This window comes from Streptomyces sp. NPDC050856 (genome assembly GCF_040653855.1).
Taxonomy (GTDB): Bacteria; Actinomycetota; Actinomycetes; order Streptomycetales; family Streptomycetaceae; genus Streptomyces.
In genome coordinates this window covers 106,226-133,175 of the sequence record NZ_JBFAGV010000017.1, presented here as the reverse complement: position 1 = coordinate 133,175, position 26,950 = coordinate 106,226, and the positions used below count along the sequence as shown (strand labels likewise).

Here is a 26,950-nt window from a genome sequence, read left to right as displayed (position 1 = left end):
CCGCGCGGGGGCGCGGGCCGGCGCGGGGGGGGGGGGGGGGGGGCGGGCGGGGGCGCCGCCAACCGGGCGGGCCCCCCCCCCGCCCCCCCGGGCCCCCCGGCCCTGACAGCCTGCCGGCCGACGGCTACGCGCTCCTCGCGCCAACGGCCGCCGTCAGTTGTCGTCCTCGTCGATGAGGAAGCCGCGCATCGGCGAGGGAGCCTGCTGCATCGGCTGCGGCGCCTGCGGCCGCACCGGCGCCATCGGCTGGGTCATCGCCGGCGACATCTGCTGCTGGCCGCCGTACGAGGGGCCACCGCCCATGGACGGACCGCCGCCCATGGACTGGTTGCCGCCGTACGAGGGGCCGTTGGCACCCGCCGACGCCATCGACGGGGACGGCGGCAGCGAAGCGGCGGCCGGAGTCCGCGGCGGGGCCAGCGAGTCGTCGGCCTGGGTCTCCAGCTGACGGAGCTGGCTCTCCAGGTACGACTTCAGCCGCGTGCGGTACTCGCGCTCGAAGCCCCGCAGGTCCTCGACCTTGCGCTCCAGCGTGGCGCGGGCGGACTCCAGCGAGCCCATCGCGACGCGGTGCTTCTCCTGCGCGTCCCGCTCCAGGGCGTCCGCCTTGGCGCGCGCGTCGCGCTCCAGGCCCTCGGCGCGCGAACGGGCCTCACCGACGATCTTGTTGGCCTCGGAACGGGCCTCCGCGATCGCCTGGTCGGCGGTCTGCTGCGCCAGCGAGAGCACCCGCGCGGCGCTGTCGCCGCCGGGGCCCTGACCCGGCTGCGGCATCTGCGGACCGTGACCGCCCATGGGGCCGCCCATCGGGCCACCCATGGGACCGCCCTGCATGGGGCCGGGGCCGTGCGGGCCCTGCGGACCGCCGTGGCTGGGACCGGCCGGCAGCTGCGGAGCCCCACCGGGCAGCTGGGGAGGACCCATCTGCGGGGGCTGCTGCTGGACCGGGGGTCCCGATATGGCGGCGGGTACGGGAGCGCCGGGACCGACCGGACGGTCCTGCTGCTCGGGCGGCTTGCGCATCCCCTGCTGCTGCTGGTTCTGCGCGGCGGCGCGGGTCGCGGCGGCCAGCTTGGCGCGCAGGTCCTCGTTCTCCCGGAGCAGACGCGTCAGCTCGGCTTCGACCTCGTCGAGGAAGGCATCGACCTCGTCCTCGTCATAGCCTTCTCGGAGGCGGACGGTCGTGAACTGCTTGTTCCGCACGTCCTCGGGGGTCAGCGGCATCTCTTCTTCACCTCTACGTAGTCGTCGGCAGTCGGCAGGACCGTATCGCTACATCCGCATCATGAAGCTGTTCACGATCGAGATCAGGATGTAGACGATGATCATCAGAACGAAGAAGGACAGGTCGAGTGCCACGCCCCCGAGACGCAACGGCGGGATGAACCGCCGAAGAAGCTTCAGTGGTGGATCGGTGACAGTGTAGGTGGCCTCCAGAACGACCACCATCGCCTTCCCGGGTTGCCACGAACGGGCGAACTGGAAGACGTAGTCCATGACCAGCCGGAAGATCAGGACGATCAGGAAGCACACCAGAGCGATGTAGACCACCTGCAGTGCAACGCCCATCCCGCGCTTCCCTCTCCCCTGGCTCTCATGTCTCCGGCCTCCCGGCCGGCTGTTCCCGGTGTCGTGCCCTCAGCTCTGGTTGAAGAATCCGCCCTCTGCGATGCGGGCCTTGTCCTCCGCCGTGACATCGACGTTAGCAGGCGACAACAGGAACACCTTCTGCGTCACTCGCTCAATGCTGCCATGCAAACCGAAGACCAGACCGGCGGCAAAGTCGACAAGTCGCTTCGCGTCTGTGTCATCCATCTCAGTGAGGTTCATGATCACGGGGGTGCCCTCGCGGAAGTGTTCCCCGATGGTACGGGCCTCGTTGTAGGTCCGCGGGTGCAATGTGGTGATGCGGTAGGGCTCCCGCTCGGACACGACCTTGGGCATGATCACCGGTGCGTTCTTCTCCAGGCTCGGGCGTTCAGGTGTGATGGATGCCACGGGGGCGATTCGGGCGGGTCGTCCGCTTTCAGCGGGAAGCGGAACGGGTTCGCGCTGGACCGGCGGTTGTGGCACGACCCGTACCGGTTCCTCCCGTTCCGCCGGATGTGCGGCGTGCGGGGGCTGGTGGCGCCGGCGGTCGCGCTCCGGCTCCGGCTCCAGCTCCGGTTCGAAGTCGTCATCGGGGTCGAAGCCCCGGCCGTCGTACCCATCGTCCTCCACGAGGCCGAGGTAGACCGCCATCTTGCGCATCGCGCCGGCCATTCTCTGAGTCCTCCGCTCTGTGGTGGATCGGCAACGTCACCAAGTGCCCGCGATCCACTGGGCCTGTCCGCCGTTCGGCGGAAATGACCATATTTTCTGCTGTGGTCCGACTTGCTTCGCGACGTTACCCGAGGCGGGGACGCTCGCCGAGTACCGCCGTTCCGATGCGTACATGTGTCGCCCCGGCCGCCACGGCGTCCTCGAGGTCCGCGCTCATCCCGGCCGAGACCATGTTCGCAGCCGGGCGAGTGGCCCGCAGGCCGGCAGCCAATTCCAGCAGCCGTCCGAACGCCGCGCGTTGGCGGCCCGCGTACGGTCCGGCCAGCGGCGCGACGGTCATCAGCCCGCCGAGCCGCAGCCCCGGCGCGGCGTCCACCGCGGCGGCCAACTCCTCGATCCCGTCGGGCGCGACACCACCGCGGTCACCGCGCTCGCCGGACTCCGCGTCCAGCGCGACCTGGATCAGGCATCCCAGTTCGCGCCCGGCGCGCACCGCCGCGCCGGAAAGTGCGCCCACGAGCTTCAATCGGTCGACCGACTGCACCACATGCGCATAACTCGCTACAGAACGGACCTTATTGGTCTGAAGCTGACCGACGAAGTGCCAGGTGAGGTCGAGATCGGCACACGCGGCGGCCTTGGGGGCGGCGTCCTGGTCGCGGTTCTCGGCGAAGTGCCGGACGCCCAGTTCGTGCAGCAGCCGGACGTCACTCGCGGGGTAGGTCTTGGTGACCACGATCAGGGTCACGTCCCCCCGCTCGCGCCCGGCGGCGGCGCAGGCGGCGGCGATACGTTCCTCCACCCGCGCCAGGTTGGCGGCGAGTTCGGTCTTGCGGTCCGTCATGAGCTATCCGTCCAGCCAGACATATCCGGCGAGCCGTCCAGTGGTGCGGTCGCGGCGGTACGAGTAGTGGTCGCCCGACTCCCGGGTGCAGACCGCCGACGCCCGCCGGTCCTCGATGCCCAGGGCGGCCAGTTGGGCGTGGACCCCCGCGGTGACGTCGACCGCCGGGGTGCCCCAGCTCGTCGCGGCCCAGGCGGCGGGCTCGACGGCCGCGACCTCCTCGCGCATCGCGGCGGGGACCTCGTAGCAGCGCCCGCAGACGGCGGGCCCGGTACGGGCGGTGATACGGGCGGGGTCGGCGCCGAGTCCGACCATGGCCTCGACTGCGGCCGGTACGACACCGGCGACCATCCCGGGACGGCCGGCGTGCGCCGCGCCCACCACGCCCGCGACCGGGTCGGCCAGCAGGACGGGGGTGCAGTCGGCGGTCAGCACCGCGAGGGCCAGGCCGCGCCGGGCGGTGACCACCGCGTCCACCGGTGGAACGTCGGCGTCCCCCCAGGGGGAGACGACCACGGCGACGTCCCGGCCGTGCACCTGGTTCATCCAGACGACGAGCTCCGGGTCGAGTCCCAGCGCCCCGGCGGCGAGCCGGCGGTTCACCCGGACGCGGTCGGCGTCGTCGCCGACCGCTCCGCCGAGGTTGAGCTCCTCGTACGGAGCGGCGCTCACCCCGCCCCACCGGTCGGTGAAGGCGAAGTGCGCGCCGCTCGCGAAGTCGTGCTGCCCTATCACGTCAGGGTGTCACTTCAGGAAATCCGGGACGTCCAGCTCTTCGGCCTGGGTGTCCGGGTAGGGGCGGGCCGGCGGCACGGCCGGCGGCGTGACCGGCGAGAGCGTGCTCGTCTCGTTGGCCGCCGGAGCCGGCTCGGCCGCCGGGGCCGGCGGCTCCTCGCGCAGCGGCACCGTGCCGAGACCGCCGGTGGGACGGGGCGTCTCGGCCGGGCGCGACGCGGGGGCCGGCTCCTCGCGCTTGGCGGAGGAGGCGCTCAGGATGTTGTCCCGCCGGGCCGGCGGCTGGCCGCCGTCGAAACCGGCCGCGATGACCGTGACCCGTACCTCGTCGCCCAGGGCGTCGTCGATGACGGCGCCGAAGATGATGTTGGCCTCGGGGTGGGCCGCCTCGCTGACCAGCTGGGCGGCCTCGTTGATCTCGAAGAGACCGAGGTCCGAGCCGCCGGAGATGGAGAGCAGCACGCCCCGGGCGCCGTCGATGGACGCCTCCAGCAGGGGCGAGGAGATCGCCATCTCGGCGGCGGCCACCGCGCGGTCGTCGCCGCGCGCCGAGCCGATGCCCATGAGCGCCGAGCCGGCCTCGGACATCACCGACTTGACGTCGGCGAAGTCCAGGTTGATCAGGCCCGGGGTGGTGATGAGGTCGGTGATGCCCTGGACGCCCGACAGCAGCACCTGGTCGGCGGACTTGAACGCGTCCAGCACGCTGACCTGGCGGTCCGAGATGGACAGCAGCCGGTCGTTCGGGATGACGATGAGGGTGTCGACCTCTTCGCGGAGCTCGGCGATGCCGTCCTCCGCCTGGTTGGCGCGGCGCCGGCCCTCGAAGGTGAACGGCCGGGTGACCACACCGATCGTCAGGGCGCCGAGCGAGCGCGCGATGTTGGCCACGACGGGCGCGCCGCCGGTGCCGGTGCCGCCACCTTCGCCGGCGGTGACGAAGACCATGTCGGCCCCCTTGAGGACCTCCTCGATCTCCTCTCGGTGGTCCTCTGCCGCCTTGCGACCGACTGCCGGGTTGGCCCCGGCCCCGAGGCCGCGGGTGAGTTCGCGGCCGACGTCGAGCTTGACGTCGGCGTCGCTCATCAACAGTGCTTGTGCGTCCGTGTTGATGGCGATGAACTCGACGCCCTTGAGACCGACCTCGATCATTCGGTTGATGGCATTGACACCACCGCCGCCGACACCGATGACCTTGATGACTGCGAGGTAGTTCTGCGGTGCTGCCACGTCGAAGGCCTCTCGCCTCGAGTTACGTGTCGCCACTTCGCGGTGGTTGTCCGCGTTGCGACGACGGATGCCGATGGGACGGTCCGAAACGCCGACCCAAACCCTAACGTTGAAGTTTAGGGTTACCAGTGTCTCTGTTCGCTGGACTCTTCCGAACAGGACACTAAGTCGACAAGTGGCGCACGTTCAACGAACACGCCGAACCTCCCGTTTTTCTTTTCACCCTATGTGATCACCCATAGCGCTGACCAACCAGGGTGCTGGCCAGCGCGTATGCGCGTCAACTCCGGGACACCGCAGGGGCGGTGGGGGCGCTCACGTCGAAGTGCGCCCCCTTGGGCGCTGCCTTCATCAGTGCGGTGAGCGCACGGGCTTTCGCCTCCCCGTGCTCCCCGCTGCCCCACATCACGGTCCGGTCGCCGGACAGCTCCAGGGTGATGGAGTCGTACGAGCGGACGTGGACCACCCGGGTGTCCTCGGCGACCGGTGCCGGCAGGTCCCCGGCCACGCCCACCGCCGCGACCGTCAGCCGGCCGGTGTCGAAGCGGCGCAGACTGGGTGACTGATCGGCCGTCAGTTCCAGCCGGGGCACCCCCCGGGGCGCCCGGGCGACCGTGGCGAAACGCACACCTTTCGCATCCACTTCGATGAACTTCGCACCCTTTTCGATCAGCAGGACCGGGCGGCGCTCGGTCACCCTCAGCTCCACGGTGTGCGGCCACGACCGTACGACGGCCACCGAGTCGATCCGGGGCAGCCTCCGGCGCAGCCGCTCCTCGATGCCGCCGGTGTCGGCCGAGACCAGCGGCTCGCCCATCGGTACGGCGGCGACCGCCTCGACCTGCCGCGGGGTCAGGACCCGCGTCCCGGTGACCGTGACCTCCTGCACGCGCAGCCACGTCGAGCCGTACAGCACCCAGAGCACCGCCACGGCGAGCACCACCACGGCCCCGGCCGGCAGGACGACGCGCGGGCCCGGCAGCCGGCGGCCACCGGGCGGCCCCGGCCGGGCGGAGGGTGGCCGGGCCGACGGACGGCCCGCGGACTTCGGCGTGCGGGCGCCGCGATCGGCGGTCGTCGGTCCGGCCATGCTCCCTGCCTTCTCACGCCTTGTGGCGTGCCGCAATCGCCTCGTACACCATGCCCACGAGCAGGTCGTCGGCGTCCCGGCGGCCGAACTCGGCGGCGGCCCGGGACATCTCGTACAGCCGGTGCGGGTCGGCGAGCACCGGGAGGACGTTGCCCTGGACCCACTCGGGCGTCAGCTCGGCGTCGTCGACCAGCAGCCCGCCGCCGGCCTTGACCACCGGCTGGGCGTTGAGCCGCTGTTCGCCGTTGCCGATCGGCAGCGGGACGTACGCGGCGGGAAGCCCGACGGCGGAGAGTTCGGCGACGGTCATCGCGCCCGCTCGGCAGAGCATCATGTCGGCCGCGGCGTACGCGAGGTCCATCCTGTCCACGTACGGTACCGGGATGTAGGGCGGCATACCGGGCATGTTGTCGACGTGCGGCACTTCGTTCTTCGGGCCGACCGCGTGCAGGATCTGGATCCCGGAGCGCTGGAGCACCGGAGCGATCTGCTGGATCACCTCATTGAGGCGGCGGGCTCCCTGGGAGCCGCCGGAGACCAGCAGCGTGGGGAGATTGGGGTCGAGCCCGAACGCGGCGCGCGCCTCGGGGCGCACGCGGGCGCGGTCGAGGGTCGCGATGGTGTGCCGCAGCGGGATGCCGATGTAGCGGGCGTTCCGCAGTTTGCTGTCGGGCGTGGCGACGCCGACCCCCGCCGCGTACCGCGAACCGATCTTGTTGGCCAGTCCGGGCCGGGCGTTGGCCTCGTGCACCACGATCGGCACGCCGAGCCGCTTGGCCGCCAGGTAGCCGGGCAGCGCCACATAGCCGCCGAAGCCGACGACGCAGTCGGCCTTCGTGCGCTCCAGGATCTGCTCGGCGGCCTTGATGGTGCCGCGCAGCCGCCCGGGGACGGTGATCAGCTCGGGAGTGGGTTTGCGCGGCAGCGGGACGGCGGGGATGAGCGCCAGCTCGTAGCCCCGCTCGGGCACCAGCCGGGTCTCCAGACCCCGCTCCGTGCCGAGGGCCGTGATCCCCACGGTCGGGTCCTGCCTGCGCAGGGCGTCCGCGAGGGCGAGCGCGGGCTCGATGTGGCCGGCGGTCCCCCCACCGGCGAGTACGACATGCACCGAAATTCACCGCTCTCCGGACGGACGCTTCTTGACGCGCCGTCGCATCGACTTCCAACTCACCCCGGCCCGCTTGCCGAAACCAGGCCGCATGGCCAGGGCCGCTCTCGCCGCGGGCTCCTCTCGCGCGAAGGCGATCAGCAGACCGATGGCGAACATGGTCGGCAGCAGGGCGGAGCCCCCGTAGGAGAACAGCGGGAGCGGGACACCGGCGATCGGCAGCAGGCCGAGCACCGCACCGATGTTGACCACGGCCTGGGCCGTGATCCAGGTGGTCACGCCTCCCGCGGCATACCTCACGAAGGGGTCCTCCGTGCGTCCGGCCACGCGGATACCCGCATAGCCTAGAGCCGCGAACAGGGCGAGCACCGACAGCGTCCCCGCCAGCCCCAGTTCCTCCCCGGTGATGGCGAAGATGAAGTCGGTGTGAGGTTCCGGGAGTTGGCCCCATTTTTCCACACTGGCACCCAGCCCGGAACCGAACCATCCGCCCGACGCCAGAGCATAGATGCCGTGCACCGCCTGCCAGCACCTGTCCCCCGGGCCCGGCTCGGTGGCGCCGATGCAGGCGAGCCGCGCCATCCGGTTGGGGCTGGTGCGGATCAGCAGGACGCCGATCGCGGCGGCGACCGCCAGCACCCCGACGAACAGCCTGGTGGGCGCCCCGGCCAGCCACAGCAGGCCGAACAGGATCGCGGTCAGGATGATCGCCGTACCCATGTCACCGCCCAGCATGATCAGCCCGAGCAGCAGGAAGGCGACCGGGACCAGCGGGACCAGCAGGTGCTTCCACTGCGTCAGCAGCCGCCTGTCCTGCTTGCGGGCCAGCAGGTCGGCGCCCCACAGGATCAGCGCCAGCTTGCCGAACTCGCTGGGCTGGAGCTGGAAGGGGCCGCCGAGGTAGATCCAGTTCTGGTTGCCGTTGACGGAGTGCCCTATCCCGGGGATCTGGACGAGGACCATCAGGAAGACGGTTCCCACCAGCAGCGGATAGGCCAGTGCCCGGTGGAGCCTGGCCGGGACCCGGGAGGCGAACAGCAGGAGCCCGGTGCCGATGACCGCGGCCAGGAACTGCTTGCGGAAGAAGTACGAGGCGGGCAGCGACAGCTCCAGCGCCTTGATCATGGACGCCGAGTACACCATCACCAGCCCGAGCACGGTGATCAGCAGGCTGGCGCCGAGGATCACGTAGTACGCGGTCAGCGGGCGGTCCCAGGCCCGGCGGGCCCGCTCGTACAGCCGCCGTACGCCGCTGCCGCGCGGCGGGCGGGGCACGGACGGCGGGCGGATCCGCCCGCCGCCGCCCCGGGCGGCCGGGGGGCGGCGCGGCCCGGCGGTCCTGCCGCGCAGCGCGAGGCCCGCCCGGTGCGGTACGTACCCGTGGTCGGCCCGCATGGTCGCTGTCCCCTCCAGTCGTGCCCGGGGGCGCCGGACCCGGTGGCCGGTCAGGCGCGCTCGGCGGCGAGCGCGCGGACCGCGTCCGCGAACGCCTCGCCCCGCTTGTTGTAGTTGACGAACATGTCCATCGAGGCGCAGGCCGGGGCGAGCAGGACCGTGTCCCCCGGCCGGGCGAGCCGTGCCGCCTCCCGGACCGCCTCGGACATCGCCCCAGTGTCGGTCCGGTCGAGGTCGACGACCGGGACCTGAGGGGCGTGTCGCGCCAGGGCTTCGCGGATCAGGGCGCGGTCGGCGCCGATCAGGACGGCGCCGCGCAGCCGCTTCGCCGACCTCTGGACCAGCTCGTCGAAGGTGGCGCCCTTGGCCAGGCCGCCCGCGATCCAGACGATCGGGTCGTAGGCGGCGAGCGACGCCTCGGCGGCGTGCGTGTTGGTGGCCTTGGAGTCGTCGATGTAGGAGACGCCCGCGACCTCCTCGACGTACTCGATGCGGTGGGCGTCCGGCCGGAAGGCGCGCAGTCCGTCCCGGACGGCCGTCGGCGGCACGCCGAAGGCGCGGGCCAGGGCCGCCGCGGCGAGCGCGTTGGCGATGTTGTGCGGGGCGGGCGGGTCCACGTCGCAGACCTCGGCCAGCTCCTGGGCCTGCTGGTGCCGGTTCTCGACGAAGGCGCGGTCCACCAGGATGCCGTCGACCACGCCGACCTGGGAGGGGCCCGGCGTGCCGAGGGTGAAGCCGATGGCCCGGCAGCCCTCCTCGACGTCGGCCGCGCGCACCAGGTCCTCGGTGGCCCGGTCGGCCGCGTTGTAGACGCAGGCGACGGTGTTGCCCTCGTAGATCCGGCCCTTGTCGGCGGCGTAGGCCGCCATGGAGCCGTGCCAGTCGAGGTGGTCGGGGGCCAGGTTCAGCACGGCCGCGGAGTGGGCGCGCAGCGAGGGCGCCCAGTGCAGCTGGTAGCTGGACAGCTCGACGGCCAGGACGTCGTACTCCTCCTCGCCGAGCACCGCGTCGAGGAGGGAGACGCCGATGTTGCCGACGGCCGCCGTCCTCAGGCCGGCCGCCTCCAGGATGGAGGCGAGCATCCGTACGGTGGTGGTCTTGCCGTTGGTGCCGGTGACCGCGAGCCAGGGGGCGGCGTCCGGCCCGCGCAGCCGCCACGCGAGCTCCACGTCGCCCCACACCTCCACGCCGGCCTCGGCCGCCGCGGCGAACAGCGGCTTGTCGGGCTGCCAGCCGGGCGTGGTGACGACCAGTTCGGTGCCCTCCGGCAGGGTGGCGCCGTCGCCGAGGCGGACGGTGATGCCCTCCGCCTCCAGCTGGGCCGCCTGGGCGCGGGAGCGCTCGTCGGCGCCGTCGTTGACGACCGTGACGACCGCGCCCAGGCCGTGCAGGACGCGGGCGGCGGGGATGCCGCTCACGCCCAGCCCGGCGACGGTGACCTTCCTGCCCTGCCAGGTGGTACTCACTTGTCGGCTGCCCATCCCGCGTAGAAGAGCCCCAGGCCCACGATGACGCACATGCCCTGGATGATCCAGAACCGGACCACCACCAGGACCTCGGACCACCCCTTGAGTTCGAAGTGGTGCTGGAGGGGTGCCATCCGGAAGACCCGCTTGCCGGTCATCTTGAAGGACCCGACCTGGATGACCACCGACATGGTGATCAGGACGAACAGGCCGCCCAGCAGCGCGAGCAGCAGCTCGGTGCGGGAGCAGATCGCCAGGCCCGCCAGCGCGCCGCCGAGGGCGAGCGAACCGGTGTCACCCATGAAGATCTTGGCGGGGGAGGTGTTCCACCACAGGAAGCCGAAACAGGCGCCCATCAGCGCGGAGGCGACGACGGCCAGGTCGAGCGGGTCGCGCACCTCGAAGCAGGCGTTGGGGTTGGTCAGGGTCAGCGCGTTGGCGCACGACTCCTGGAACTGCCACAGGCCGATGAAGGTGTACGCGCCGAAGACCATCACCGAGGCGCCGGTGGCCAGGCCGTCCAGACCGTCGGTCAGGTTCACGCCGTTGGACATCGCCAGGATCATGAACAGCGCCCACACCACGAACAGCACCGGGCCGATCGTCCAGCCGAAGTCGGTGATGAACGACAGCTTGGTGGAGGCGGGGGTGTTGCCCCGCTTGTCCGCGAACTGCAGGGCCAGCACGGCGAAGGCGATGCCGACGATCAGCTGGCCGGCCATCTTGGCCTTGGCCCGCAGGCCCAGCGAACGCTGCTTGACGATCTTGATGTAGTCGTCCAGGAAGCCCACCAGGCCCATGCCGGCCATCAGGAAGAGCACCAGCACACCCGAGTAGGTGGGGTCCTCACCGGTGATGACCTTGGCCAGGGCGTAGGCGATGAGCGTGGCCAGGATGAAGGAGATGCCGCCCATGGTGGGCGTGCCCTTCTTGCTGCCGTGGGTGCGCGGGCCGTCGTCCCGGATGAACTGCCCGTATCCCTTGCGGGCCAGGAGCTTGATCAGCAGCGGCGTACCGATCAGGGTCAGGAAGAGCCCGATGGCCCCCGCGAAGAGGATCTGCCTCATCGGCCGGCAACCTTTCCGCTACCTCCGGCGGGGATGCCCCTACCCTCGGCGGTGTTCTCGAGCAGTGCCTGGGCGACCCGCTCGAGCCCGACCGACCTGGATGCCTTCACCAGCACGACGTCTCCCGGGCGCAACTCACTGCGCAACAGGTCGATCGCCGCCCGCGCGTCGGACACGTGCACCGACTCCTCACCCCACGAACCCTCGTTATATGCGCCCAGTTGCAGCCAGGACGCTTCCCTGCCCCCGACTGCGACGAGCTTGCTGACGTTGAGCCGGACGGCGAGCCGTCCGACCGCGTCGTGCTCGGCCAGCGACTCGTCGCCGAGCTCGGCCATCTGGCCGAGCACCGCCCACGTCCGTCCCCCCTCAGCCCGTGAGGCTTTGCCCATGGCCGCGAGCGCGCGCAGGGCGGCCCGCATGGACTCGGGGTTGGCGTTGTAGGCGTCGTTGACGATCGTCACACCGTCCGGACGCTCGGTGACCTCCATGCGCCAGCGGGAGAGGGTGCCCGCCTCGGAGAGCGCGGTGGCGATCTCGTCGACGGACATGCCCAGCTCATGGGCGACGGCGGCCGCGGCGAGCGCGTTCGACACGTGGTGCTCACCGTACAGGCGCAAGGTCACGTCGCTGCACCCGGTGGGTGTGTGAAGCCTGAAAGCGGGTTGTCCGCTCTCCGTGAGCCGGACATTCTCGGCCCGTACGGCGGCCTCGGCGGCCTCGCCGAACAGGAGCACGCGCGCGCGGGTGCGGCTGCTCATGGCCCGTACCAGGGGGTCGTCCGCGTTGAGCACGGCCACGCCGTCGGCCGGGAGGGCCTCCACGAGCTCGCCCTTGGCCTGGGCGATCTGCTCACGTCCGCCGAACTCGCCGATGTGGGCGGAGCCGACGTTCAGGACGAGACCGATCCGGGGCGGGGTCAGCTCGGTGAGGTAGCGGATATGGCCGATTCCGCGCGCTCCCATCTCCAGGACGAGGTGCTCGGTCTCCTCGGTGGCGCTCAGCGCCGTCAGGGGCAGGCCGATCTCGTTGTTGAGGGAGCCGGGCGTCCAGACGGTGGGGGCCTTGCGCTGGAGCACCTGCGCGATCAGGTCCTTGGTGCTGGTCTTTCCGGCCGAGCCGGTCAGCGCGACGACCTGGGTGCCGAGCCGTTCGACGACGGTGCGGGCCAGCCGGCCCAGGGCCCTCTGGACGTCGTCCACGACGACGGCAGGCACGCCGACGGGGCGGGTGGCGAGAACGGCCACCGCGCCGGCGTCGATGGCGCCCCGCGCGTAGTCGTGGCCGTCGACGCGCTCGCCCACGAAGGCGACGAACAGGCTGCCTGGCTGGATCTCGCGGGAGTCCCGGACGACGGGTCCGGTGACCTGGACGGCCGGATCCGGTATGTCGTACGACTGTCCGCCGACGATTTCGGCGATCTCGGCGAGAGAGAGGGCGATCACTGCTTCATCCCTGACTGGTCACGGGTCGAGAGGATGGCCGTCCGCAGGACCTGGCGGTCGTCGAAGGGGCGGATCACCCCGGCGATGTCCTGGCCCTGCTCGTGGCCCTTGCCCGCGACGAGCACGGTGTCACCGGGCTCGGCGCGGGCCACGGCCGCGGCGATGGCGGAGGCCCGGTCGGCGTCCACGATCACATCACCGCGCTCGTGGACCGGCACCTCGGCGGCACCCGCCAGCATGGCGGCGAGGATGGCCAGCGGGTCCTCGGAACGGGGGTTGTCCGAGGTGAGTACGGCGGTGTCGGCCAGCCGGGCCGCGGCGGCCCCCATCGGGCCGCGCTTGGTCACGTCCCGGTCGCCGCCGCAGCCGAGCACGATGTGCAGCCTGCCCTCGGTGACCTTGCGCAGCGAGCGCAGCACGGATTCCACGGCGTCGGTCTTGTGGGCGTAGTCGACGACCGCCAGGTAGGGCTGGCCGGCGTCCACGCGCTCCAGGCGGCCGGGCACGCCCGGGACGGCGGCGACGCCGTCGGCGGCGGTCTGCGGGTCGACGCCGGCGACGGCGAGGACGACGACCGCGGCGAGGGTGTTGGCGACGTTGAACGGGCCGGGCAGCGGGGCCCGGGCGCTGACCCGCTCGCCCTGGGGGCCCAGGATCGTGAAGGTGCTGCCCAGCGGGCCGATCTCCACGTCCTGGGCGTACCAGTCGGCGTCTCGGTCGCCCTCGGCGGAGAAGGTGACGACCGGGACGGACGCCTCCTTGACCAGCCTCCGGCCGTACTCGTCGTCGAAGTTGACCACTCCGCGCCGCGAGCGGCGGGGTGTGAACAACTGGGCCTTGGCCTGGAAGTAGTCCTCCATGCCGGAGTGGAACTCCATGTGCTCCGGGCTGAGGTTGTTGAAGACGGCGACGTCGAAGACGCAGCCGTCGACCCGGCCGAGCACCAGGGCGTGGCTGGACACCTCCATGGCGACCGACTCGACGCCGCGCTCCCGCATGACGGCGAACAGCGCCTGGAGGTCGGTGGCCTCGGGGGTGGTGCGCTCGGACTTGATGCGCTCGTCGCCGATGCGCGTCTCGACCGTGCCGATCAGCCCGGTGCTGTGGCCGGCCGCTCGCAGGCCCCCCTCGACCAGGTAGGCCGTGGTGGTCTTGCCGGACGTTCCGGTGATGCCGATCCGCAGCATGCCCTCGCCGGGCTGTCCGTAGATCTCGGCGGCGAGGCCGCCCATCCGGCCGCGCGGGTCCTCGGTGACCAGGACCGGCAGGCCGGTCGCGGCGGCGCGTTCGGCGCCCGCCGGGTCGGTGAGGATCGCGGTGGCGCCCAGCGCGGCGGCCTGGGGCGCGAAGTCGGCGCCGTGGAAGCGGGCGCCCGGCAGGGCGGCGTACACGTCCCCGGGGCGCACCGCCCGGGAGTCATGGGTGATCCCGGTCACCTCCCCCGCGCCCGGGGACGGGGTCCCCAGCCGGGCGGCCAGCTCGCCCAGGGGTGTGGGGCGGACCTGGACCGGGCGGGGCGCTCCCGGGTACGTCACGGGGGCGTCCTGCTGGGGGGTTCGGGACTGATCAGCGTGTGGCACGGCGGTGAGCGTACCGGGCGTACCCGCGATCGGGCTAAATGAGGCCGCCCCCGGGACGGCTGCGCGGGACGCGCCGGAACGGTTCCCGGGATCGGGGGTGATGGTTGTCACTGGGTGCTCCCGTCGGCTCACTCGCCGGGTTCGAAGGTGACCGGCAGGCGTGCGGGTTCGGCCCCGGTCGGGGGGACTTGCAGGGTCTTCAGGGCGAACTCCATCACCTTCTTGTAGATGGGCCCGCAGATCTGGCCGCCGAAGTAGCTGCCACTGGTGGGGTTCTGGATGGCGCAGTACACGGTGACCCGTGGCTTGTCGGCGGGCGCGAAGCCGGCGAAGGAGGCGGTGTAGCCCTTGTAGCGGCCGAGTTGCGGGTCGACGCGGTTGGCGGTGCCGGTCTTGCCGGCGACGCGGTAACCGGGGATGGCGGCCTTGGTTCCGGTGCCTTCCTCGTTGCCGACGACGGACTCCAGCATGGTGGCCAGGGTCCTGGCGGTCCTCTCGCTGACGACCCGGGTCTGCTTGGGCGCGGGCGCCGGCGTGAAACGCCCGTCCGGCCCCTTGACGCCGCGCACCAGGGTGGGTTCGACACGGACGCCGCCGTTGGCGATGGTCGAGTAGACGGACGCCGCCTGCATGGCGTTGAGGGACAGTCCCTGGCCGAACGGGATCGTGTACTGCTGGGAGGTCGACCAGTCCTCCGGCTTGGCGAGGATGCCGGAGGTCTCCCCCGGATAGCCGAGCCCGCTGGGCCGGCCGAGGCCGAACTTGCGCAGGTAGGAGTGGAGGACCTGGTTGGCCTCCTCCTGGGTGGCGCCGAGCTGGCCGGTGGCCAGGATGGTGCCGATGTTGCTCGACTTGGCCAGCACGCCGTTGAGCGTCAGGTACCAGGTGGGGTGGTCGATGTCGTCCTTGAACAGCCGGTCGCCGCGGTGCAGCCGGTTGGGGACGACCACATGGGTGCCCGGGGTGGCGACGCCCTCCTCCAGGACGGCGGCCATCGACATCACCTTGCTGGTGGACCCGGGCTCGTAGGCGTCCTGGAGGGCGGCGTTGCCCATCGCGGCGGAGTCGGCCCGGGACAGGTCGTTGGGGTCGAAGCCGGGGGCGTTGGCCATGGCCAGCACCTCGCCGGTCCGGGCGTCCTGCACTATCACATAGCCCCGGTCCGCCCTGGACTGCTCCACCTGCTGGGTGATGGCCTGCTGGGCGGCCCACTGGATGTCCCGGTCGATGGTGAGCTCGATGTCGGAGCCGGGGACGGCCGGTGTCTCGCGGGCACCCGCCGTGGGCACCCGGCGCCCGCCGGACTGGGCGTAGGTGATCTGGCCGTCCTTGCCGGCCAGTTCCTTGTCCAGCATGGACTCCAGGCCGCCCCCGCCGCGGCCGTCGGTGTTGACGTAGCCCAGTATCCCGGCGGCGAGGGTGCCGTTGGGGTAAACGCGCTTGCTGCTCGGCTCGTTGAACACGCCGGCGAGCACGCTGACACCGGGGCCGCCCTTGGCCTTCTCGGCGCGCGCCTTCTCGGCGAAGACGTTCTTCAGGTCCTTGATCTGGTTCCAGACCTGCGGTGTCTGGCGGCGGGCCAGCAGGGTGTAGCGCGACTTGGGCGCCTTGAGCTTCCTGACCAGTTCGGCGGGGTCCGCGCCGAGGATGGGCGCGAGGAGGGCCGCGGCCTGCTCGGGCGCGTCGGGCGTTCTGCTCTCGCCGGGGGTGAACATCTTCGGGTCGGCGGTGATGTCGTAGGCGTCGACGCTGGTGGCCAGGGCGATCCCGGCGCGGTCGGTGATCTCGCCGCGCTCGGCGGTCAGCTTGTGGCTCAGGTAGCGGTTCTTCTCCGCCCTGGCGGCGTAGGCGTCGGCGTCGACGGCCTGCACCTGGAGCAGCCGTACCACGAACGCCAGCATGACCAGCGTCAGGCCGAGGCTGACCAGCCGGAGCCGGGGGCGGGGGCTGCCGAGCCGGATGGTGCGGCCCCCGGCGGGGGACCTGGGCACCTGGCGCGGGCGGCGCGGCGAGGGCCGCGCGGGGTGGGCCGGGCGGGCGGGTCCTGGCACCCGCCGGCGCGGGGGCTGCGTGGGGGGCACTGCGTCACCTGCCGGGGGTCGTCGGGGCTGCGGGCAGGCCGTCGGGCTGCGCCCCGGCCTTGCTGGGCACGCCCCGGACCTTGCCGTCCGGGCCCAGGAAGGCGGGGCTGCCGCCGGGCACCATGCCCAGCTCACGGGCGCGGCGCTCCAGCGCGTCGGGGGCGGAGTACGCGTCCACGTCGCGCTGGAGCTCCTGCTCCTCGTCGGTGAGTTCGGTGGTCCTCTTCTTGAGCTCGCTGAGCTGGAAGGAGCCCTGGTTGAGGGAGGAGTTGAGGAGCAGCAGGATGATCAGGCCGCCGCCCAGGAGGAGCACGACCAGCAGGACGAAGGGGGTGCGGGCCGCCGTACTGGGCCCGGACGGCATCAGCCGGGCGAGCCGTGCCGCCCGCCCCTTCAGGGGACCCGCCTTGGTCACCGCTCCTCCTGGTTCGCCCCGCCGCTCGGCCGGCTCACACGGCGGCCGTGGGTCACGGGTTGTCCTCCCTGATCCGTTCCGCGCCCCGCAGCCGGGCCGGGGCGGCGCGGCGGTTCTCGGCGATCTCCTCCTCGGTGGGAAGTTCGGCACCGCGGGTCAGCAGCTTGAGCCTGGGCTGGTAGCGCTCGGGCACGACGGGCAGGCCGGGCGGCGCCGTGGTGGCGGCGCCCGCCGCGAAGACCTGCTTGACCAGCCGGTCCTCCAGCGAGTGGTACGACAGGACCGCGATCCGCCCGCCGACGGCGAGGGCCCGCACGGCGGCCGGGACGGCCCGCTCCAGGACGGTCAGTTCGCCGTTGACCTCGATGCGCAGGGCCTGGAAGGTCCGCTTGGCGGGGTTGCCGCCGGTCCGCTTGGCGGCCTGCGGCAGGGCGTCGCGGATGAGCTCGACCAGCCGGGCGCTGTTGGTGAACGGTTCCTTCTCGCGCTCCCGCACCACCGCCGCCACGATCCGCTTGGCCTGCTTCTCCTCGCCGTAGGCGCGCAGGATCCGCACCAGCTCGCCGGGCGGGTAGGTGTTGAGCACCTCGGCGGCGCTGATGCCGGTGGTCTGGTCCATGCGCATGTCGAGCGGTGCGTCCTGGGCGTAGGCGAACCCGCGGTCGGCCTCGTCCAGCTGCATGGAGGAGACCCCGAGGTCGAACAGGATCCCCTGGACGCGGGGCACCGACAGCCGGTCCAGTACCTCGGGCAGCTCGTCGTAGACGGCGTGCACCAGGGTGGCGCGGTCGCCGAACCGGGCGAGCCGCTCGCCGGACAGCCGCAGCGCCTCCTTGTCCCGGTCCAGCGCGATCAGCCGGGCCTCGGGGAACCGGGTGAGCAGCGCCTCGCTGTGGCCGCCGAGGCCGAGGGTGCAGTCGACCACCACCGGGCCCTCACCCGCTGCGGGGGAGGCTCCGGCCGGCGGGGTCAGCGCGGGCGCCAGCATGTCCAGGCACCGCCGGAGCATCACCGGGACGTGACGGGTCTCGCTCATGCGCGGTCCTCGCCGTACCGGGGCCGGCGCTCGCCGGAGGCGCACCTTGGCCCGTTTCGCTCGCTGCGCTCGCTCATGCGCCCTCTCAGGTCCGGCGCGGCCGTACGTACTGCCGGTCCCACCCTCGCCCGGTGGCGCCGGGAGGTGCCCCCGAGGAAGGGGAGGTCCGCCGGTGCCGGGAAACGGTGTCGGCCGACCGGCGAGCGGGAGGAGGCCGAGCCGTACGTACCGCCGCACACGCGGAGGAGAAACTGCGGAAATCGCTCAATGTCTCCGTGAACTTCGCGTCACTTTAGTCCACCGCCCCGCCCGGTCAATCAACCAGGCAGCGCGTCGCACGGGCGTCCGCCCGGCGGGGCCGAGCGCGGTCGCCCCACCCGTACGGCCGCGGACACCCACTCGTGTGGGTTGTCTCACACCAGGTCTCGTTGACGCCCTTTGTCCCATGTCACAGCACGCCTCGGCCCGCGGTGAGCATTAACGTCGTTGCCATGTCGACTCACGCCCACTCCCCGAGCAGCGCGACGCGCGCCGACACCGCCGACACCACCGGAAACGCCGGAAACGCCGGAAACGCCGGAAACGCCGGCAATACCGTCACCGACCGCCTCGTCGAGGCCAACAGGACCTACGCCGCCGGCTTCGCGGACCCCGGCATGGACGCCCGGCCGGTGCTCCAGGTCGCCGTGGTGGCGTGCATGGACGCCCGCCTCGACCTGCACGCCGCGCTCGGTCTGCACCTGGGTGACTGCCACACGATCCGCAACGCGGGCGGCGTGGTCACCGACGACGTGATCCGGTCGCTGACCATCAGCCAGCGGGCGCTGGGCACCCGCAGCGTGGTGCTGGTGCACCACACGGGCTGCGGCCTGGAGACCCTCACCGAGGACTTCCGGCACGACCTGGAGCGCGAGGTCGGGCAGCGTCCGCCGTGGGCCGTGGAGTCGTTCCGGGACGTCGAGCAGGACGTACGGCAGTCCATGCAGCGGGTGCGCACGTCGCCGTTCCTGCTGCACACCGACGACGTGCGGGGTTTCGTCTTCGACGTCAGGACGGGCCTGCTGCGCGAGGTCGACCCGATCTCCTGAGCGCCGCCCCCCGGTCCGCCGGGCGCTCCCCGCTTCGGTGGCGCCCGGCGGCTCTCCGGGGTCCCGCGGGGATTCCACGGGGATTCCACCGCGTCCGCCGGTGTTTCCCGGCGCCTTCTCCGGCTGTCGCCACAGGCTGGACCGCCCGAATCATGTCAACCCCCGACATATCGCGCGCAGTTGTCCACAGCCGAGTGACACGAACGGTCAACGCCAACAAGAATGCCGGGAGCGGCACCCTCCCTGAATGGTTCGGAGACGGTGTCCGTGTTTCAGGGTGGGCCGGGCCGTTCAGCCGCATCGGCCCATGGAACGGGCCGAGGAGGGCCGGGTGACGACCTATGACGATCGAGCGAGCCTCACAGACCTGACCGCCACAGCGGAGCGTGTCCGCGGGTCGGTGGAGGGTGTGATCGAGGGCAAGCCTGAGGTCGTACGGCTTTCGCTGACCGTGCTGCTCGCCGAGGGACACCTCCTGATCGAGGATGTCCCCGGCGTCGGCAAGACCATGCTGGCCAAGGCGCTGGCACGGTCCATCGACTGCTCGGTGCGGCGTATCCAGTTCACGCCCGACCTGCTGCCGTCGGACATCACCGGCGTGTCGATCTACGACCAGCAGCGACGTGACTTCGAGTTCAAGCCGGGCGCGATCTTCGCGCAGATCGTGATCGGCGACGAGATCAACCGCGCCTCGCCCAAGACCCAGTCGGCGCTGCTGGAGTCGATGGAGGAGCGACAGGTCACCGTCGACGGGCAGTCGTACGAACTGCCCAGTCCCTTCATGGTGGTGGCCACCCAGAACCCGGTGGAGATGGAGGGCACCTACCCGCTGCCCGAGGCTCAGCGGGACCGCTTCATGGCCCGGGTCTCGATCGGTTACCCGAGCCCCGAGGCGGAGCTGCGGATGCTGGACACGCACGGCGGCCCCTCACCGCTGGACGATCTCCAGCCGGTGGCGCACGCGCACGACATCGTCAAGCTGGTCGACGCGGTCCGCGCGGTCCACGTCTCCGAAGCGGTCCGGCGGTACGCCGTGGAGCTGGTCGGGGCCACCCGCACCCACCCCGATCTCAGGCTCGGCGCCTCGCCGCGCGCCACCCTGCACCTGTTGCGGGCGGCGAAGGCGTCCGCGGCGCTGCACGGCCGTGAGTACGCGCTGCCCGACGACGTCCAGGCCCTGGCCGTCGCGGTGCTGGCGCACCGGCTGCTGCCGACCGCGCAGGCCCAGCTGAACCGGCGCACCTCGGAGCAGGTCGTACGGGAGATCCTGCAGCGCACGCCCGTGCCGACGGCCGCCCCGCCCGTCGGCCGGCCCCTTCCTCCGCTCTACGGCCAGCAGCAGGCCGGCATCCGGCGGCTGTGATGGCGGCCGGGGGCCCCGCCGCCCCGCCGATCGAGGGCCGGGGCGGGATACGGGCCGCCCTCGGGGGGCTGACCACCCGGGGCCGGTCCTTCCTCGCGGCCGGAGTCGCGGCGGCGGCCTGCGCCTACGTCCTGGGCCAGGGCGACCTGCTGCGGGTCGGACTGCTGCTGGCGGTGCTGCCGCTGGTGTGCGTGGTGGTGCTGTACCGCACCCGTCACCGGGTCGCGGGCAGCAGGCGGCTGACGCCTCGGCGGGTGACCGCCGGGGCCGAGGCGCGCGTCCACCTGCGGATCGAGAACGTCTCGCGGCTGTCCACCGGGCTGCTGATGCTCCAGGACCACGTGCCGTACGTCCTGGGGCCGCGCCCCCGGTTCGTGCTGGACCGGGTGGAGGCGGACGGCGTGCGCGAGGTGTCCTACCGGATCCGCTCGGACCTGCGCGGACGCTATCCGCTGGGCCCGCTCCAACTGCGGCTGACCGACCCGTTCGGCATGTGCGAGCTGACCCGCTCGTTCGGCGCCCGCGACACCCTCACGGTCGTCCCGCGCACCGAGCCGCTGCCGCCGGTGCGGTCGGCGGGCGAGTCCCCGGGGGACGGCGAGGGGCGGCAGCGTTCCCAGGCGCTGGCCGGCGAGGACGATGTCATCCCGCGCGGCTACCGGTACGGCGACGACCTGCGCCGGGTGCACTGGCGCTCCACGGCGCGCCACGGCGAGCTGATGGTGCGGCGCGAGGAGCAGCCGCAGCGCGCCAGGTGCACGGTGCTGCTCGACACCCGGTACTCGGCCTACCGGGGCGGTACGGGCCCCGGCTCGGCCTTCGAGTGGGCGGTGTCGGGCGCGGCCTCGGTACTGACGCACATGCTGGAGCGGGGTTACGCGGTGCGGTTGCTGACGGACACCGGGAGCGTGCTGCCCGGCGAGGGCACCGACGGCTTCACCGGTCCGGCGCAGGACTCAGCGGGCGCGGCGGGACTGATGATGGACGCGCTCGCGGTGGTCGACCATTCCGACGCGACGGGGCTCTCGGCCGCGTACGAGGCGCTGCGGGGTGGCAAGGAAGGGCTGCTGGTGGCCTTCTTCGGCGACCTGGACCGGGAGCAGGCCGCGGTGGCCGCCCGGATGCGGCAGCGCGCCGGCGCCGCCGTCGCCTTCGTGCTGGACGGTGTCCACTGGCCGGCCGACGACGACGTGCCGGCGGCCGGTGCGTACCGGGACGGGGTGCGGTCGCTGCGCGAGGCGGGGTGGACCGTTACGGCCGTGGCGCCGGGGGCCTCGCTCGGTGAGCTGTGGCGATCGGCGGGCCAGGCCGGTACCGGGCCGGGCGCGCCCGACGGCGACCGGCCGGGGTCGCCCGGCGGGGCGGCGGAGTCCGGGATGTCCAGGGTCTCAGGGGGTTGGTCATGAGTGGTCGCGGCAGGCTGGCGCTGTGCGCCTGGGCCGCCACGCTGATGGCGTCCGGCGCGCTGCTGCCGCTGGTCGACCCGGTCACCTGGATCGTGCAGGCGGCACTGCTGCTGGCGGTCCAGAGCGGGGTGGGCGAGCTGGTGCGGCGGGTGGCGCCGGCCAGGCCGCTGACCGTGCTGGCGCAGGCCGCGGTGACCCTGGTGGCCCTGACGGCGGTGTTCGCCGGCGAGCGAGCGGTGGCCGGGCTGCTGCCGGGTCCGGAGGTCTTCCAGCGGTTCGGCGCGCTGCTGACCGCGGGCGCCGAGGACGTGGGGCGGTACGCGATTCCCGCGCCGGCCACCGACGGCATCCGGCTGATGCTGGTCGGCGGCGTACTGCTGATCGGGCTGGTGGTGGACACGCTGGCGGTGACCTTCCGCAGCGCGGCGCCGGCCGGGCTGCCGCTGCTCGCGCTGTACTCGGTGGCCGCGGGGCTGTCCGGCGGAGGAGCGGGCTGGCTGTGGTTCCTGCTGGCCGCCTCGGGCTACCTGCTGCTCCTGCTGGCCGAGGGCCGCGACCGGCTCTCCCGGTGGGGGCGGGTCTTCGGTGGCGCGCCGCCGTCCCGGGGCGCCGGCGTGTCCGGGGCCCCGGGCGGCGCGGCGACGGCCCCGGTGCGGACCGGCCGCCGGATCGGCGCGGTGGCCCTGGGCATCGCCCTGGCGGTACCGGCGGTGCTGCCCTCACTCGGCGGCGGCCTGCTGAACGGCCAGGTCGGCGGCGGCCAGGGCGGCGGCACCATTTCCGCGGTGAACCCCCTGGTGTCGCTCCAGGACAACCTGAACCAGCCCGAGGACCGGGAGGTGCTGCGCTACCGCACGACCGCCCAGGACACCTCCGGCCAGTACCTGCGGCTGGTGGCGCTGGACCAGTTCGACGGCACGTCCTGGAAGTCCTCCGAACGCCGCGTGCAGGACGTGCCGGAGGAGCTGCCGCGTCCGGACGGGCTGCGCGAGGGCGTCAGCGCGAGCCCGGTGACGACGAGGATCTCGGCGGCCGGTTCGTACGAGCAGAAGTACCTCCCGATGCCGTTCCCGGCGACCAAGGTCGAGATCGAGGGCGGCTGGCGGTACGAACCGGCCGGGCGGACCCTCGTCGGGGACAGCGAGCAGACCACCCGGGGCAAGCGGTACACGGTGACCAGCCTCCAGGTGGAGCCGACCGCCGAGCGGCTGGCCGGCTCGCCGGCACCGCCCGGGCCGCTGCTGCGCGAGTACACCAGGGTGCCCGACACGCTGCCCGGCGATGTGCGGGCCACCGCCGTGAAGGTGACCAGGGGCGCCGGGAGCGACTACGAGCGGGCCGTCAAACTCCAGGACTGGTTCTCCGTGGACGGCGGTTTCACCTACGACACGGACGTCTCGTCGGGTACGGGCGCGGCCGCCATCTCGCGGTTCCTGAAGGAGAAGGAGGGCTTCTGCGTCCACTTCTCCTTCTCGATGGCGGCGATGGCCCGGACGCTGGGCATCCCGGCGCGGGTGGCGGTCGGCTTCATGCCCGGCTCGCCGCAGGCCGACGGGATCATGTCGGTCGGCATACGCGACGCCCACGCCTGGCCCGAGCTGTACTTCGAGGGCGTGGGGTGGACCCGGTTCGAGCCGACGCCCACCCGTGGCACGGTGCCGCAGTACGCCCGGGCGCAGGCCCCGTCGAGTGACGCGACCGCTCCGGCACAGCCCGAGGTGAGCGCCCAGCCGGTGCCGTCCGCGGAGCCGTCGGCCGACGACGGCTGCCCGGCGCGGGCCCGGCGGCTGGGCGACTGCGGCACTCCGGCGGCGCTGGACGTGCCGCCGCCCACCGAGCCGGGTACCCCGGCGGGAACGGTCCTGCTGGTCGCCCTGGCCGGGGCGGCCGCCCTGCTGGTGCCCCTGCTGCCGGTGCTGTGGCGCACCCGGGTACGGGCCCGACGGCTGGGTCCGGGCGGGCGTGCGGCCGGGGACGTGGCGGCCCGGACGCTGGCGGTCTGGCGGGAGGTAGTGGACACGGCCTGGGACCACGGTGTGGCGCCGGACGAGTCCCGCTCCCCGCGCGGAACGGCCGAGCGGATCGTCCGGCTGGGCGGGCTCCGGGGGGACTCGGCCGAGGCCGCGCACCGGGTGGCCGGTGCGGTGGAGCAGGTGCTGTACGCGCCGGTGCCGCGCCCGGCCGCCGGGCTGGCCGAGGACGCCGCCCGGGTGCGGGCCGGTCTGCGGGCGGCGTGCGGTCCGGCCGCCCGGGCGCGGGCGGTGCTGGTGCCGCGCTCGGCCGTCCGGGTGCTGTGGGCCGGCGCCGAACGCTGGGCTGCCGTCACGGGCCGGTGGGCGGCGGGCCGGCGCCGGATCGTGGAGCGGTGGGCCGGCGCGGTGCGCCGGCCGTCCCGGCAGCGCGGCCGGCGGGCGGTCTGACCGGACACGGGTGAGGGGTGACCGCTGGGAAGCGGTCACCCCTCACCCGTGTCGGAAGAGTGGGGCGGCCTCACGGCCGGCCGGCTCGTCGCGCCGGCGCTCAGTGGCCCTGTTCGTCGCGGCGGCGCTGCCACCGCTGTTCGATCCGGTCCATCATCGAGCGGCGCTGCCTGGGCCGGCGGCCTCCCGCAGCCGCGCCGGTGACGGCCTGCTGCTGCTCGCCGGGTTTGGGCGCCTTGCGCCATCCGGTGACCGCCAGTACCGCGCAGCCGAGCATGACGAGGAAGCCCACCACGCTGATCCAGATCTGCTGGGCGACCATTCCGGCCATGAGGAGCGCGATACCCACCAGGAAGCCGGCGACCGCCTGGTAGACCCGTCGCCGGGTGTACGTACGCAGCCCGCTTCCCTCAAGCGCTGTCGCGAACTTGGGATCTTCGGCGTACAGCGCTCGCTCCATCTGCTCGAGCATTCGCTGCTCGTGCTCCGAGAGCGGCACGGAGTCCTCCTAGTCGTCGGTCGCGGGGCGACCGGTATGCGGCCCTTTCAAGGATAGGCAGGGAATCGCCCCCGTGAAACCCGCCCCATGTGCCATTTCACCGATCGGGCCGCCATGCCGGTTCGGCCGGTGAGGCGTTGATTCCCCGTCCTCCGATCCGTCATGCCGGATGGTGTCCCTCGATCATACGGGGATCCGCGCGGGATCGGGGGGCCTGTGACGTACTCCGTCTGCCGCTGCGCCGCTGATCAGCCCGGTGGGCCGGGTCAGCCGCGCTTTTCGCCCAGCACGTGCAGCTGGGTGGCGACCGCGTGGAAGGCGGGCAGCTCGGCGGCGGCCGCCTCCAGCCTGAGCAGCGCGTCCAGGGCGCCGGGCTCGGTGTCGACCAGGACACCGGGGACCAGATCGGCGAAGACCCGGACGCCGTGCACCGCGCCGACCTCCACGCCGGCCGCCGCGACGACCTCGGTGAGCTGCTCGGCGGTGAAACGGCGCGGCACCGGGTCGCCCTCGCCCCAGCGGCCGGTGGGGTCGGTCAGCGCGTGACGGGCCTCGGTGAAGTGGCCGGCGAGCGCGCGGGCCAGCACGGCGCCGCCGAGCCCGGCGGCGAGCAGGCTGAGCGCGCCGCCCGGGCGCAGGGCGGCCACGGCGTTGCGCACGCCCTCGGCGGGGTCGTCCACGTACTCCAGCACGCCGTGGCACAGCACCACGTCGTAGCCGCCGCGCTCGACGACGTCGAAGAGACCGTGGACATCGCCCTGGACACCCTGGACCCGGTCGGCGACGCCGGCCTCGGCGGCCCTGCGCTCCAGCGCGAACAGGGCGTTGGGGCTGGGGTCCACCACGGTGACGCGGTGGCCGAGCCGGGCGACGGGTACGGCGAAGTTCCCGGTGCCGCCGCCGGTGTCCAGGACGTCCAGGCTGTCCTTGCCGGTTGCCTTGACCCGACGGTCGAGGGCGTCCTCCAGAACGTCCCACACCACGGCGGTACGGAGGGAGGCGCGGGGGCGCTGCGGGTCCGACACGGCAGTTGACTCCTCGGCGACGGTTGCGATCGCTCCCACCCTATGGCCTCGTGGCCGGTGCCCGGTCACCCGCTGTGCTCACTGCCCACGGGCCTCCCCGTCCGGGGCCGGGGCAGTACGGACCGGAGACCCAGCAGGCGCTCGACCAGGCGCAGGAACGCGGTCACGTCGCGGATGAGGTCGTCGGCGTCGCGGGCGCTGGCCGCGCCGCTTATGCCCGCCTCCGCCCGCGCCCTGCGGGCCGCGCCGGAGGCGAACAGCGCGCTCCACTCCGCCAGCTCGGGCGCCGTCTCGGGCAGGACGTCCCAGGCACTGCGGATCTGCTGGCGCTTACGGGGCGTGTTCTCGGGCCTGCCCCGGGCGGCCAGCACGGCGGCGGCGGTGCGCAGGGCGGCCAGGTGGGCGGTGGCGTACCGCTCGTTGGGAGTCTCCAGGTCGGCGGCCTCGTCCAGCCCGGCGCGGGCCTGGGCGAGCAGGTCGAGCGCGGCGGGCGGCGCGGAGGCGCGGCGCAGGACGGGGTGCACGTCGCTGCCCCGGCCGGCCGGGGCGGGCGCGGCGGCCCGGTCGGCGGCCCGGGGGTCACCCGGGTCGCCCTCGCCGTGACGGCGATGTGCGGCTGCTGTGCGGGAACCGGCCATGACGAACCTCCTGTCGTCGTGTGACGGCACGATGGCCGTCTGTGTCCATCGTGCGGGCCGCCACTGACAATCGGGCCTCACCTGCGCTTTTGCCCCGATCACAGGATCCGAGTAGTTTTTGCACTGACTGGTCAGTCTAAAGAATTGGGGGGTGGGTGGTCCGTGGACAGCCAGGACAGTCCCGACAGTCCGGCACACGCCGAACGGCCCGGGGACGCGGAGCGGGCCGGGGACGGCGAACGGCCCGGTGCCGCGGAGCGAACCCTGGGCGGGGCCCGCGCCGGGGAGGCGCGGAGGTCCGGGAGGACGCGCCGCGCCGGGGGCGCGCCGCGCGCCGAGGACGCCAAGGACGCCAAGGACGCCGAGAACGCCGAGAACGCCGAGCGGCCGGCGGAGGCCGGTCCGCGGGGCGCCGGGCGGCCCGGGGCAGCCGGGCCGGCCGGTGCCACCGAGCGGCCGGGCGACGCCACGCGTGGCGGGGAGACCGGGCCGGGCACCGGCACGACCGCCCCGGACCGGGTCGGGGGCGCGACGGACGGCGATCGGTCCGGAGCGGCCGGGCCTCGCACCGGCGACGGGGGGTCCGGCCCGGAGGCGGGGACCGCCGGGCCCGGCCGCCCACCGACCGCGCCGTCACCGGCCGCGCCGAGCGCGCCCTCACCGAGCGACCCGAGCTCTCCGTCACCGGCCGCGCCGAGCAAGCCGGGCGCGCCGACCGCAACCGTGGACGGGGTGGCGCTCGTCGCCGAGGGCTTCG

Annotated in this window: 22 protein-coding genes and 1 pseudogene; 4 read left to right on the top strand and 19 right to left on the bottom strand. The window is 73.1% G+C overall.

The window, feature by feature from the left end; all coding sequences use genetic code 11:
- Positions 1-153 precede the first annotated feature (153 nt).
- The 16 genes and pseudogenes from AB0H53_RS17815 to rsmH all read right to left on the bottom strand — a co-directional run bounded on the left by AB0H53_RS17815 (position 154) and on the right by rsmH (position 17,754).
- On the bottom strand, positions 154-1,224 hold the full coding sequence (locus tag AB0H53_RS17815) for a DivIVA domain-containing protein (RefSeq protein ID WP_362113536.1): 1,071 nt from the start codon (positions 1,222-1,224) through the stop codon (positions 154-156).
- Between the two features lie 48 nt (positions 1,225-1,272).
- Positions 1,273-1,569: a YggT family protein gene (locus AB0H53_RS17810; protein WP_362113534.1), complete on the bottom strand. Its 297-nt coding sequence runs from the start codon at positions 1,567-1,569 to the stop codon at positions 1,273-1,275.
- A gap of 69 nt (positions 1,570-1,638) precedes the next feature.
- Positions 1,639-2,262 carry a cell division protein SepF gene (gene sepF, locus AB0H53_RS17805; RefSeq protein ID WP_362113531.1) on the bottom strand — a complete coding sequence of 208 codons (624 nt, stop codon included), beginning with the start codon at positions 2,260-2,262 and terminating at the stop codon, positions 1,639-1,641.
- A 124-nt stretch (positions 2,263-2,386) separates the two neighbouring features.
- Positions 2,387-3,106, bottom strand: coding sequence for a YggS family pyridoxal phosphate-dependent enzyme (locus AB0H53_RS17800; protein ID WP_362113528.1), 720 nt, complete (start codon positions 3,104-3,106; stop codon positions 2,387-2,389).
- A gap of 3 nt (positions 3,107-3,109) precedes the next feature.
- Positions 3,110-3,841: a peptidoglycan editing factor PgeF gene (gene pgeF, locus AB0H53_RS17795; RefSeq protein ID WP_362113525.1), complete on the bottom strand. Its 732-nt coding sequence runs from the start codon at positions 3,839-3,841 to the stop codon at positions 3,110-3,112.
- Positions 3,842-3,850: 9 nt separating this feature from the next.
- Positions 3,851-5,071, bottom strand: coding sequence for a cell division protein FtsZ (gene ftsZ, locus AB0H53_RS17790; protein ID WP_362113522.1), 1,221 nt, complete (start codon positions 5,069-5,071; stop codon positions 3,851-3,853).
- Between the two features lie 280 nt (positions 5,072-5,351).
- The gene (locus AB0H53_RS17785; RefSeq protein ID WP_362113519.1) at positions 5,352-6,161 is read right to left on the bottom strand and encodes an FtsQ-type POTRA domain-containing protein; all 810 of its coding nucleotides are present in this window, start codon (positions 6,159-6,161) and stop codon (positions 5,352-5,354) included.
- A 13-nt stretch (positions 6,162-6,174) separates the two neighbouring features.
- Positions 6,175-7,269, bottom strand: a complete 1,095-nt coding sequence (murG, locus tag AB0H53_RS17780) for an undecaprenyldiphospho-muramoylpentapeptide beta-N-acetylglucosaminyltransferase (protein WP_362113516.1) — start codon at positions 7,267-7,269, stop codon at positions 6,175-6,177.
- A 6-nt stretch (positions 7,270-7,275) separates the two neighbouring features.
- Entirely contained in the window at positions 7,276-8,664 is a 1,389-nt protein-coding gene (ftsW, locus tag AB0H53_RS17775) for a putative lipid II flippase FtsW (RefSeq protein WP_362113513.1), read from the bottom strand.
- A gap of 50 nt (positions 8,665-8,714) precedes the next feature.
- Positions 8,715-10,145 carry a UDP-N-acetylmuramoyl-L-alanine--D-glutamate ligase gene (gene murD / locus AB0H53_RS17770; RefSeq protein WP_362113510.1) on the bottom strand — a complete coding sequence of 477 codons (1,431 nt, stop codon included), beginning with the start codon at positions 10,143-10,145 and terminating at the stop codon, positions 8,715-8,717.
- The gene (gene mraY, locus AB0H53_RS17765; protein WP_362113507.1) at positions 10,127-11,197 is read right to left on the bottom strand and encodes a phospho-N-acetylmuramoyl-pentapeptide-transferase; all 1,071 of its coding nucleotides are present in this window, start codon (positions 11,195-11,197) and stop codon (positions 10,127-10,129) included. The genes murD and mraY overlap by 19 nt, the downstream gene beginning before the upstream one ends.
- Positions 11,194-12,642: a UDP-N-acetylmuramoyl-tripeptide--D-alanyl-D-alanine ligase gene (murF, locus tag AB0H53_RS17760; RefSeq protein ID WP_362113504.1), complete on the bottom strand. Its 1,449-nt coding sequence runs from the start codon at positions 12,640-12,642 to the stop codon at positions 11,194-11,196. Before murF ends, mraY begins: the two co-directional genes overlap by 4 nt.
- A complete protein-coding gene (locus tag AB0H53_RS17755) occupies positions 12,639-14,333 on the bottom strand; it encodes a UDP-N-acetylmuramoyl-L-alanyl-D-glutamate--2,6-diaminopimelate ligase (RefSeq protein WP_362113501.1) in 1,695 nt (564 codons plus the stop codon). Before AB0H53_RS17755 ends, murF begins: the two co-directional genes overlap by 4 nt.
- Positions 14,334-14,350: 17 nt before the next feature.
- Complete coding sequence (locus AB0H53_RS17750; protein WP_362113498.1) at positions 14,351-16,303, bottom strand: penicillin-binding protein 2; 1,953 nt, start codon at positions 16,301-16,303, stop codon at positions 14,351-14,353.
- 49 nt (positions 16,304-16,352) lie between these two features.
- A pseudogene (locus AB0H53_RS17745) lies at positions 16,353-16,667 on the bottom strand (septum formation initiator family protein); the annotation flags it as partial.
- Positions 16,668-16,770: 103 nt separating this feature from the next.
- Positions 16,771-17,754 (bottom strand): 16S rRNA (cytosine(1402)-N(4))-methyltransferase RsmH, encoded by a 984-nt coding sequence (gene rsmH / locus AB0H53_RS17740; RefSeq protein ID WP_362113495.1) that lies wholly within the window; start codon positions 17,752-17,754, stop codon positions 16,771-16,773.
- A 491-nt stretch (positions 17,755-18,245) separates the two neighbouring features.
- Here rsmH and AB0H53_RS17735 point away from each other — a divergent pair, with 491 nt between their 5' ends.
- The 4 genes from AB0H53_RS17735 (at position 18,246) to AB0H53_RS17720 (ending at position 24,031) form a co-directional block, all read left to right on the top strand.
- A complete protein-coding gene (locus tag AB0H53_RS17735) occupies positions 18,246-18,842 on the top strand; it encodes a carbonic anhydrase (protein WP_362113492.1) in 597 nt (198 codons plus the stop codon).
- 331 nt (positions 18,843-19,173) lie between these two features.
- Positions 19,174-20,205: a MoxR family ATPase gene (locus AB0H53_RS17730; protein ID WP_362113489.1), complete on the top strand. Its 1,032-nt coding sequence runs from the start codon at positions 19,174-19,176 to the stop codon at positions 20,203-20,205.
- Entirely contained in the window at positions 20,205-21,611 is a 1,407-nt protein-coding gene (locus tag AB0H53_RS17725) for a DUF58 domain-containing protein (RefSeq protein WP_362113486.1), read from the top strand. Before AB0H53_RS17730 ends, AB0H53_RS17725 begins: the two co-directional genes overlap by 1 nt.
- On the top strand, positions 21,608-24,031 hold the full coding sequence (locus AB0H53_RS17720; RefSeq protein WP_362113483.1) for a DUF3488 and transglutaminase-like domain-containing protein: 2,424 nt from the start codon (positions 21,608-21,610) through the stop codon (positions 24,029-24,031). The genes AB0H53_RS17725 and AB0H53_RS17720 overlap by 4 nt, the downstream gene beginning before the upstream one ends.
- Positions 24,032-24,131: 100 nt before the next feature.
- Here AB0H53_RS17720 and AB0H53_RS17715 read toward each other — a convergent pair whose 3' ends face one another.
- The 3 genes from AB0H53_RS17715 to AB0H53_RS17705 form a co-directional block, all read right to left on the bottom strand.
- A complete protein-coding gene (locus tag AB0H53_RS17715) occupies positions 24,132-24,530 on the bottom strand; it encodes a DUF3040 domain-containing protein (protein ID WP_362113480.1) in 399 nt (132 codons plus the stop codon).
- 266 nt (positions 24,531-24,796) lie between these two features.
- A complete protein-coding gene (locus tag AB0H53_RS17710; protein ID WP_362113477.1) occupies positions 24,797-25,555 on the bottom strand; it encodes a methyltransferase in 759 nt (252 codons plus the stop codon).
- 65 nt (positions 25,556-25,620) lie between these two features.
- Entirely contained in the window at positions 25,621-26,193 is a 573-nt protein-coding gene (locus tag AB0H53_RS17705) for an SAV_6107 family HEPN domain-containing protein (RefSeq protein ID WP_362113474.1), read from the bottom strand.
- Positions 26,194-26,950 lie beyond the last annotated feature (757 nt).

Bases quoted from the DNA above. Each gene is read 5' to 3' on its own strand.
- AB0H53_RS17815 (WP_362113536.1), bottom strand. From the start codon at position 1,224: ATGCCGCTGACCCCCGAGGACGTGCGGAACAAGCAGTTCACGACCGTC.
- AB0H53_RS17810 (WP_362113534.1), bottom strand. From the start codon at position 1,569: ATGGGCGTTGCACTGCAGGTGGTCTACATCGCTCTGGTGTGCTTCCTG.
- sepF (WP_362113531.1), bottom strand. From the start codon at position 2,262: ATGGCCGGCGCGATGCGCAAGATGGCGGTCTACCTCGGCCTCGTGGAG.
- AB0H53_RS17800 (WP_362113528.1), bottom strand. From the start codon at position 3,106: ATGACGGACCGCAAGACCGAACTCGCCGCCAACCTGGCGCGGGTGGAG.
- AB0H53_RS17785 (WP_362113519.1), bottom strand. From the start codon at position 6,161: ATGGCCGGACCGACGACCGCCGATCGCGGCGCCCGCACGCCGAAGTCC.
- ftsW (WP_362113513.1), bottom strand. From the start codon at position 8,664: ATGCGGGCCGACCACGGGTACGTACCGCACCGGGCGGGCCTCGCGCTG.
- murD (WP_362113510.1), bottom strand. From the start codon at position 10,145: ATGGGCAGCCGACAAGTGAGTACCACCTGGCAGGGCAGGAAGGTCACC.
- mraY (WP_362113507.1), bottom strand. From the start codon at position 11,197: ATGAGGCAGATCCTCTTCGCGGGGGCCATCGGGCTCTTCCTGACCCTG.
- rsmH (WP_362113495.1), bottom strand. From the start codon at position 17,754: ATGAGCGAGACCCGTCACGTCCCGGTGATGCTCCGGCGGTGCCTGGAC.
- AB0H53_RS17735 (WP_362113492.1), top strand. From the start codon at position 18,246: ATGTCGACTCACGCCCACTCCCCGAGCAGCGCGACGCGCGCCGACACC.
- AB0H53_RS17725 (WP_362113486.1), top strand. From the start codon at position 20,205: ATGGCGGCCGGGGGCCCCGCCGCCCCGCCGATCGAGGGCCGGGGCGGG.
- AB0H53_RS17720 (WP_362113483.1), top strand. From the start codon at position 21,608: ATGAGTGGTCGCGGCAGGCTGGCGCTGTGCGCCTGGGCCGCCACGCTG.
- AB0H53_RS17705 (WP_362113474.1), bottom strand. From the start codon at position 26,193: ATGGCCGGTTCCCGCACAGCAGCCGCACATCGCCGTCACGGCGAGGGC.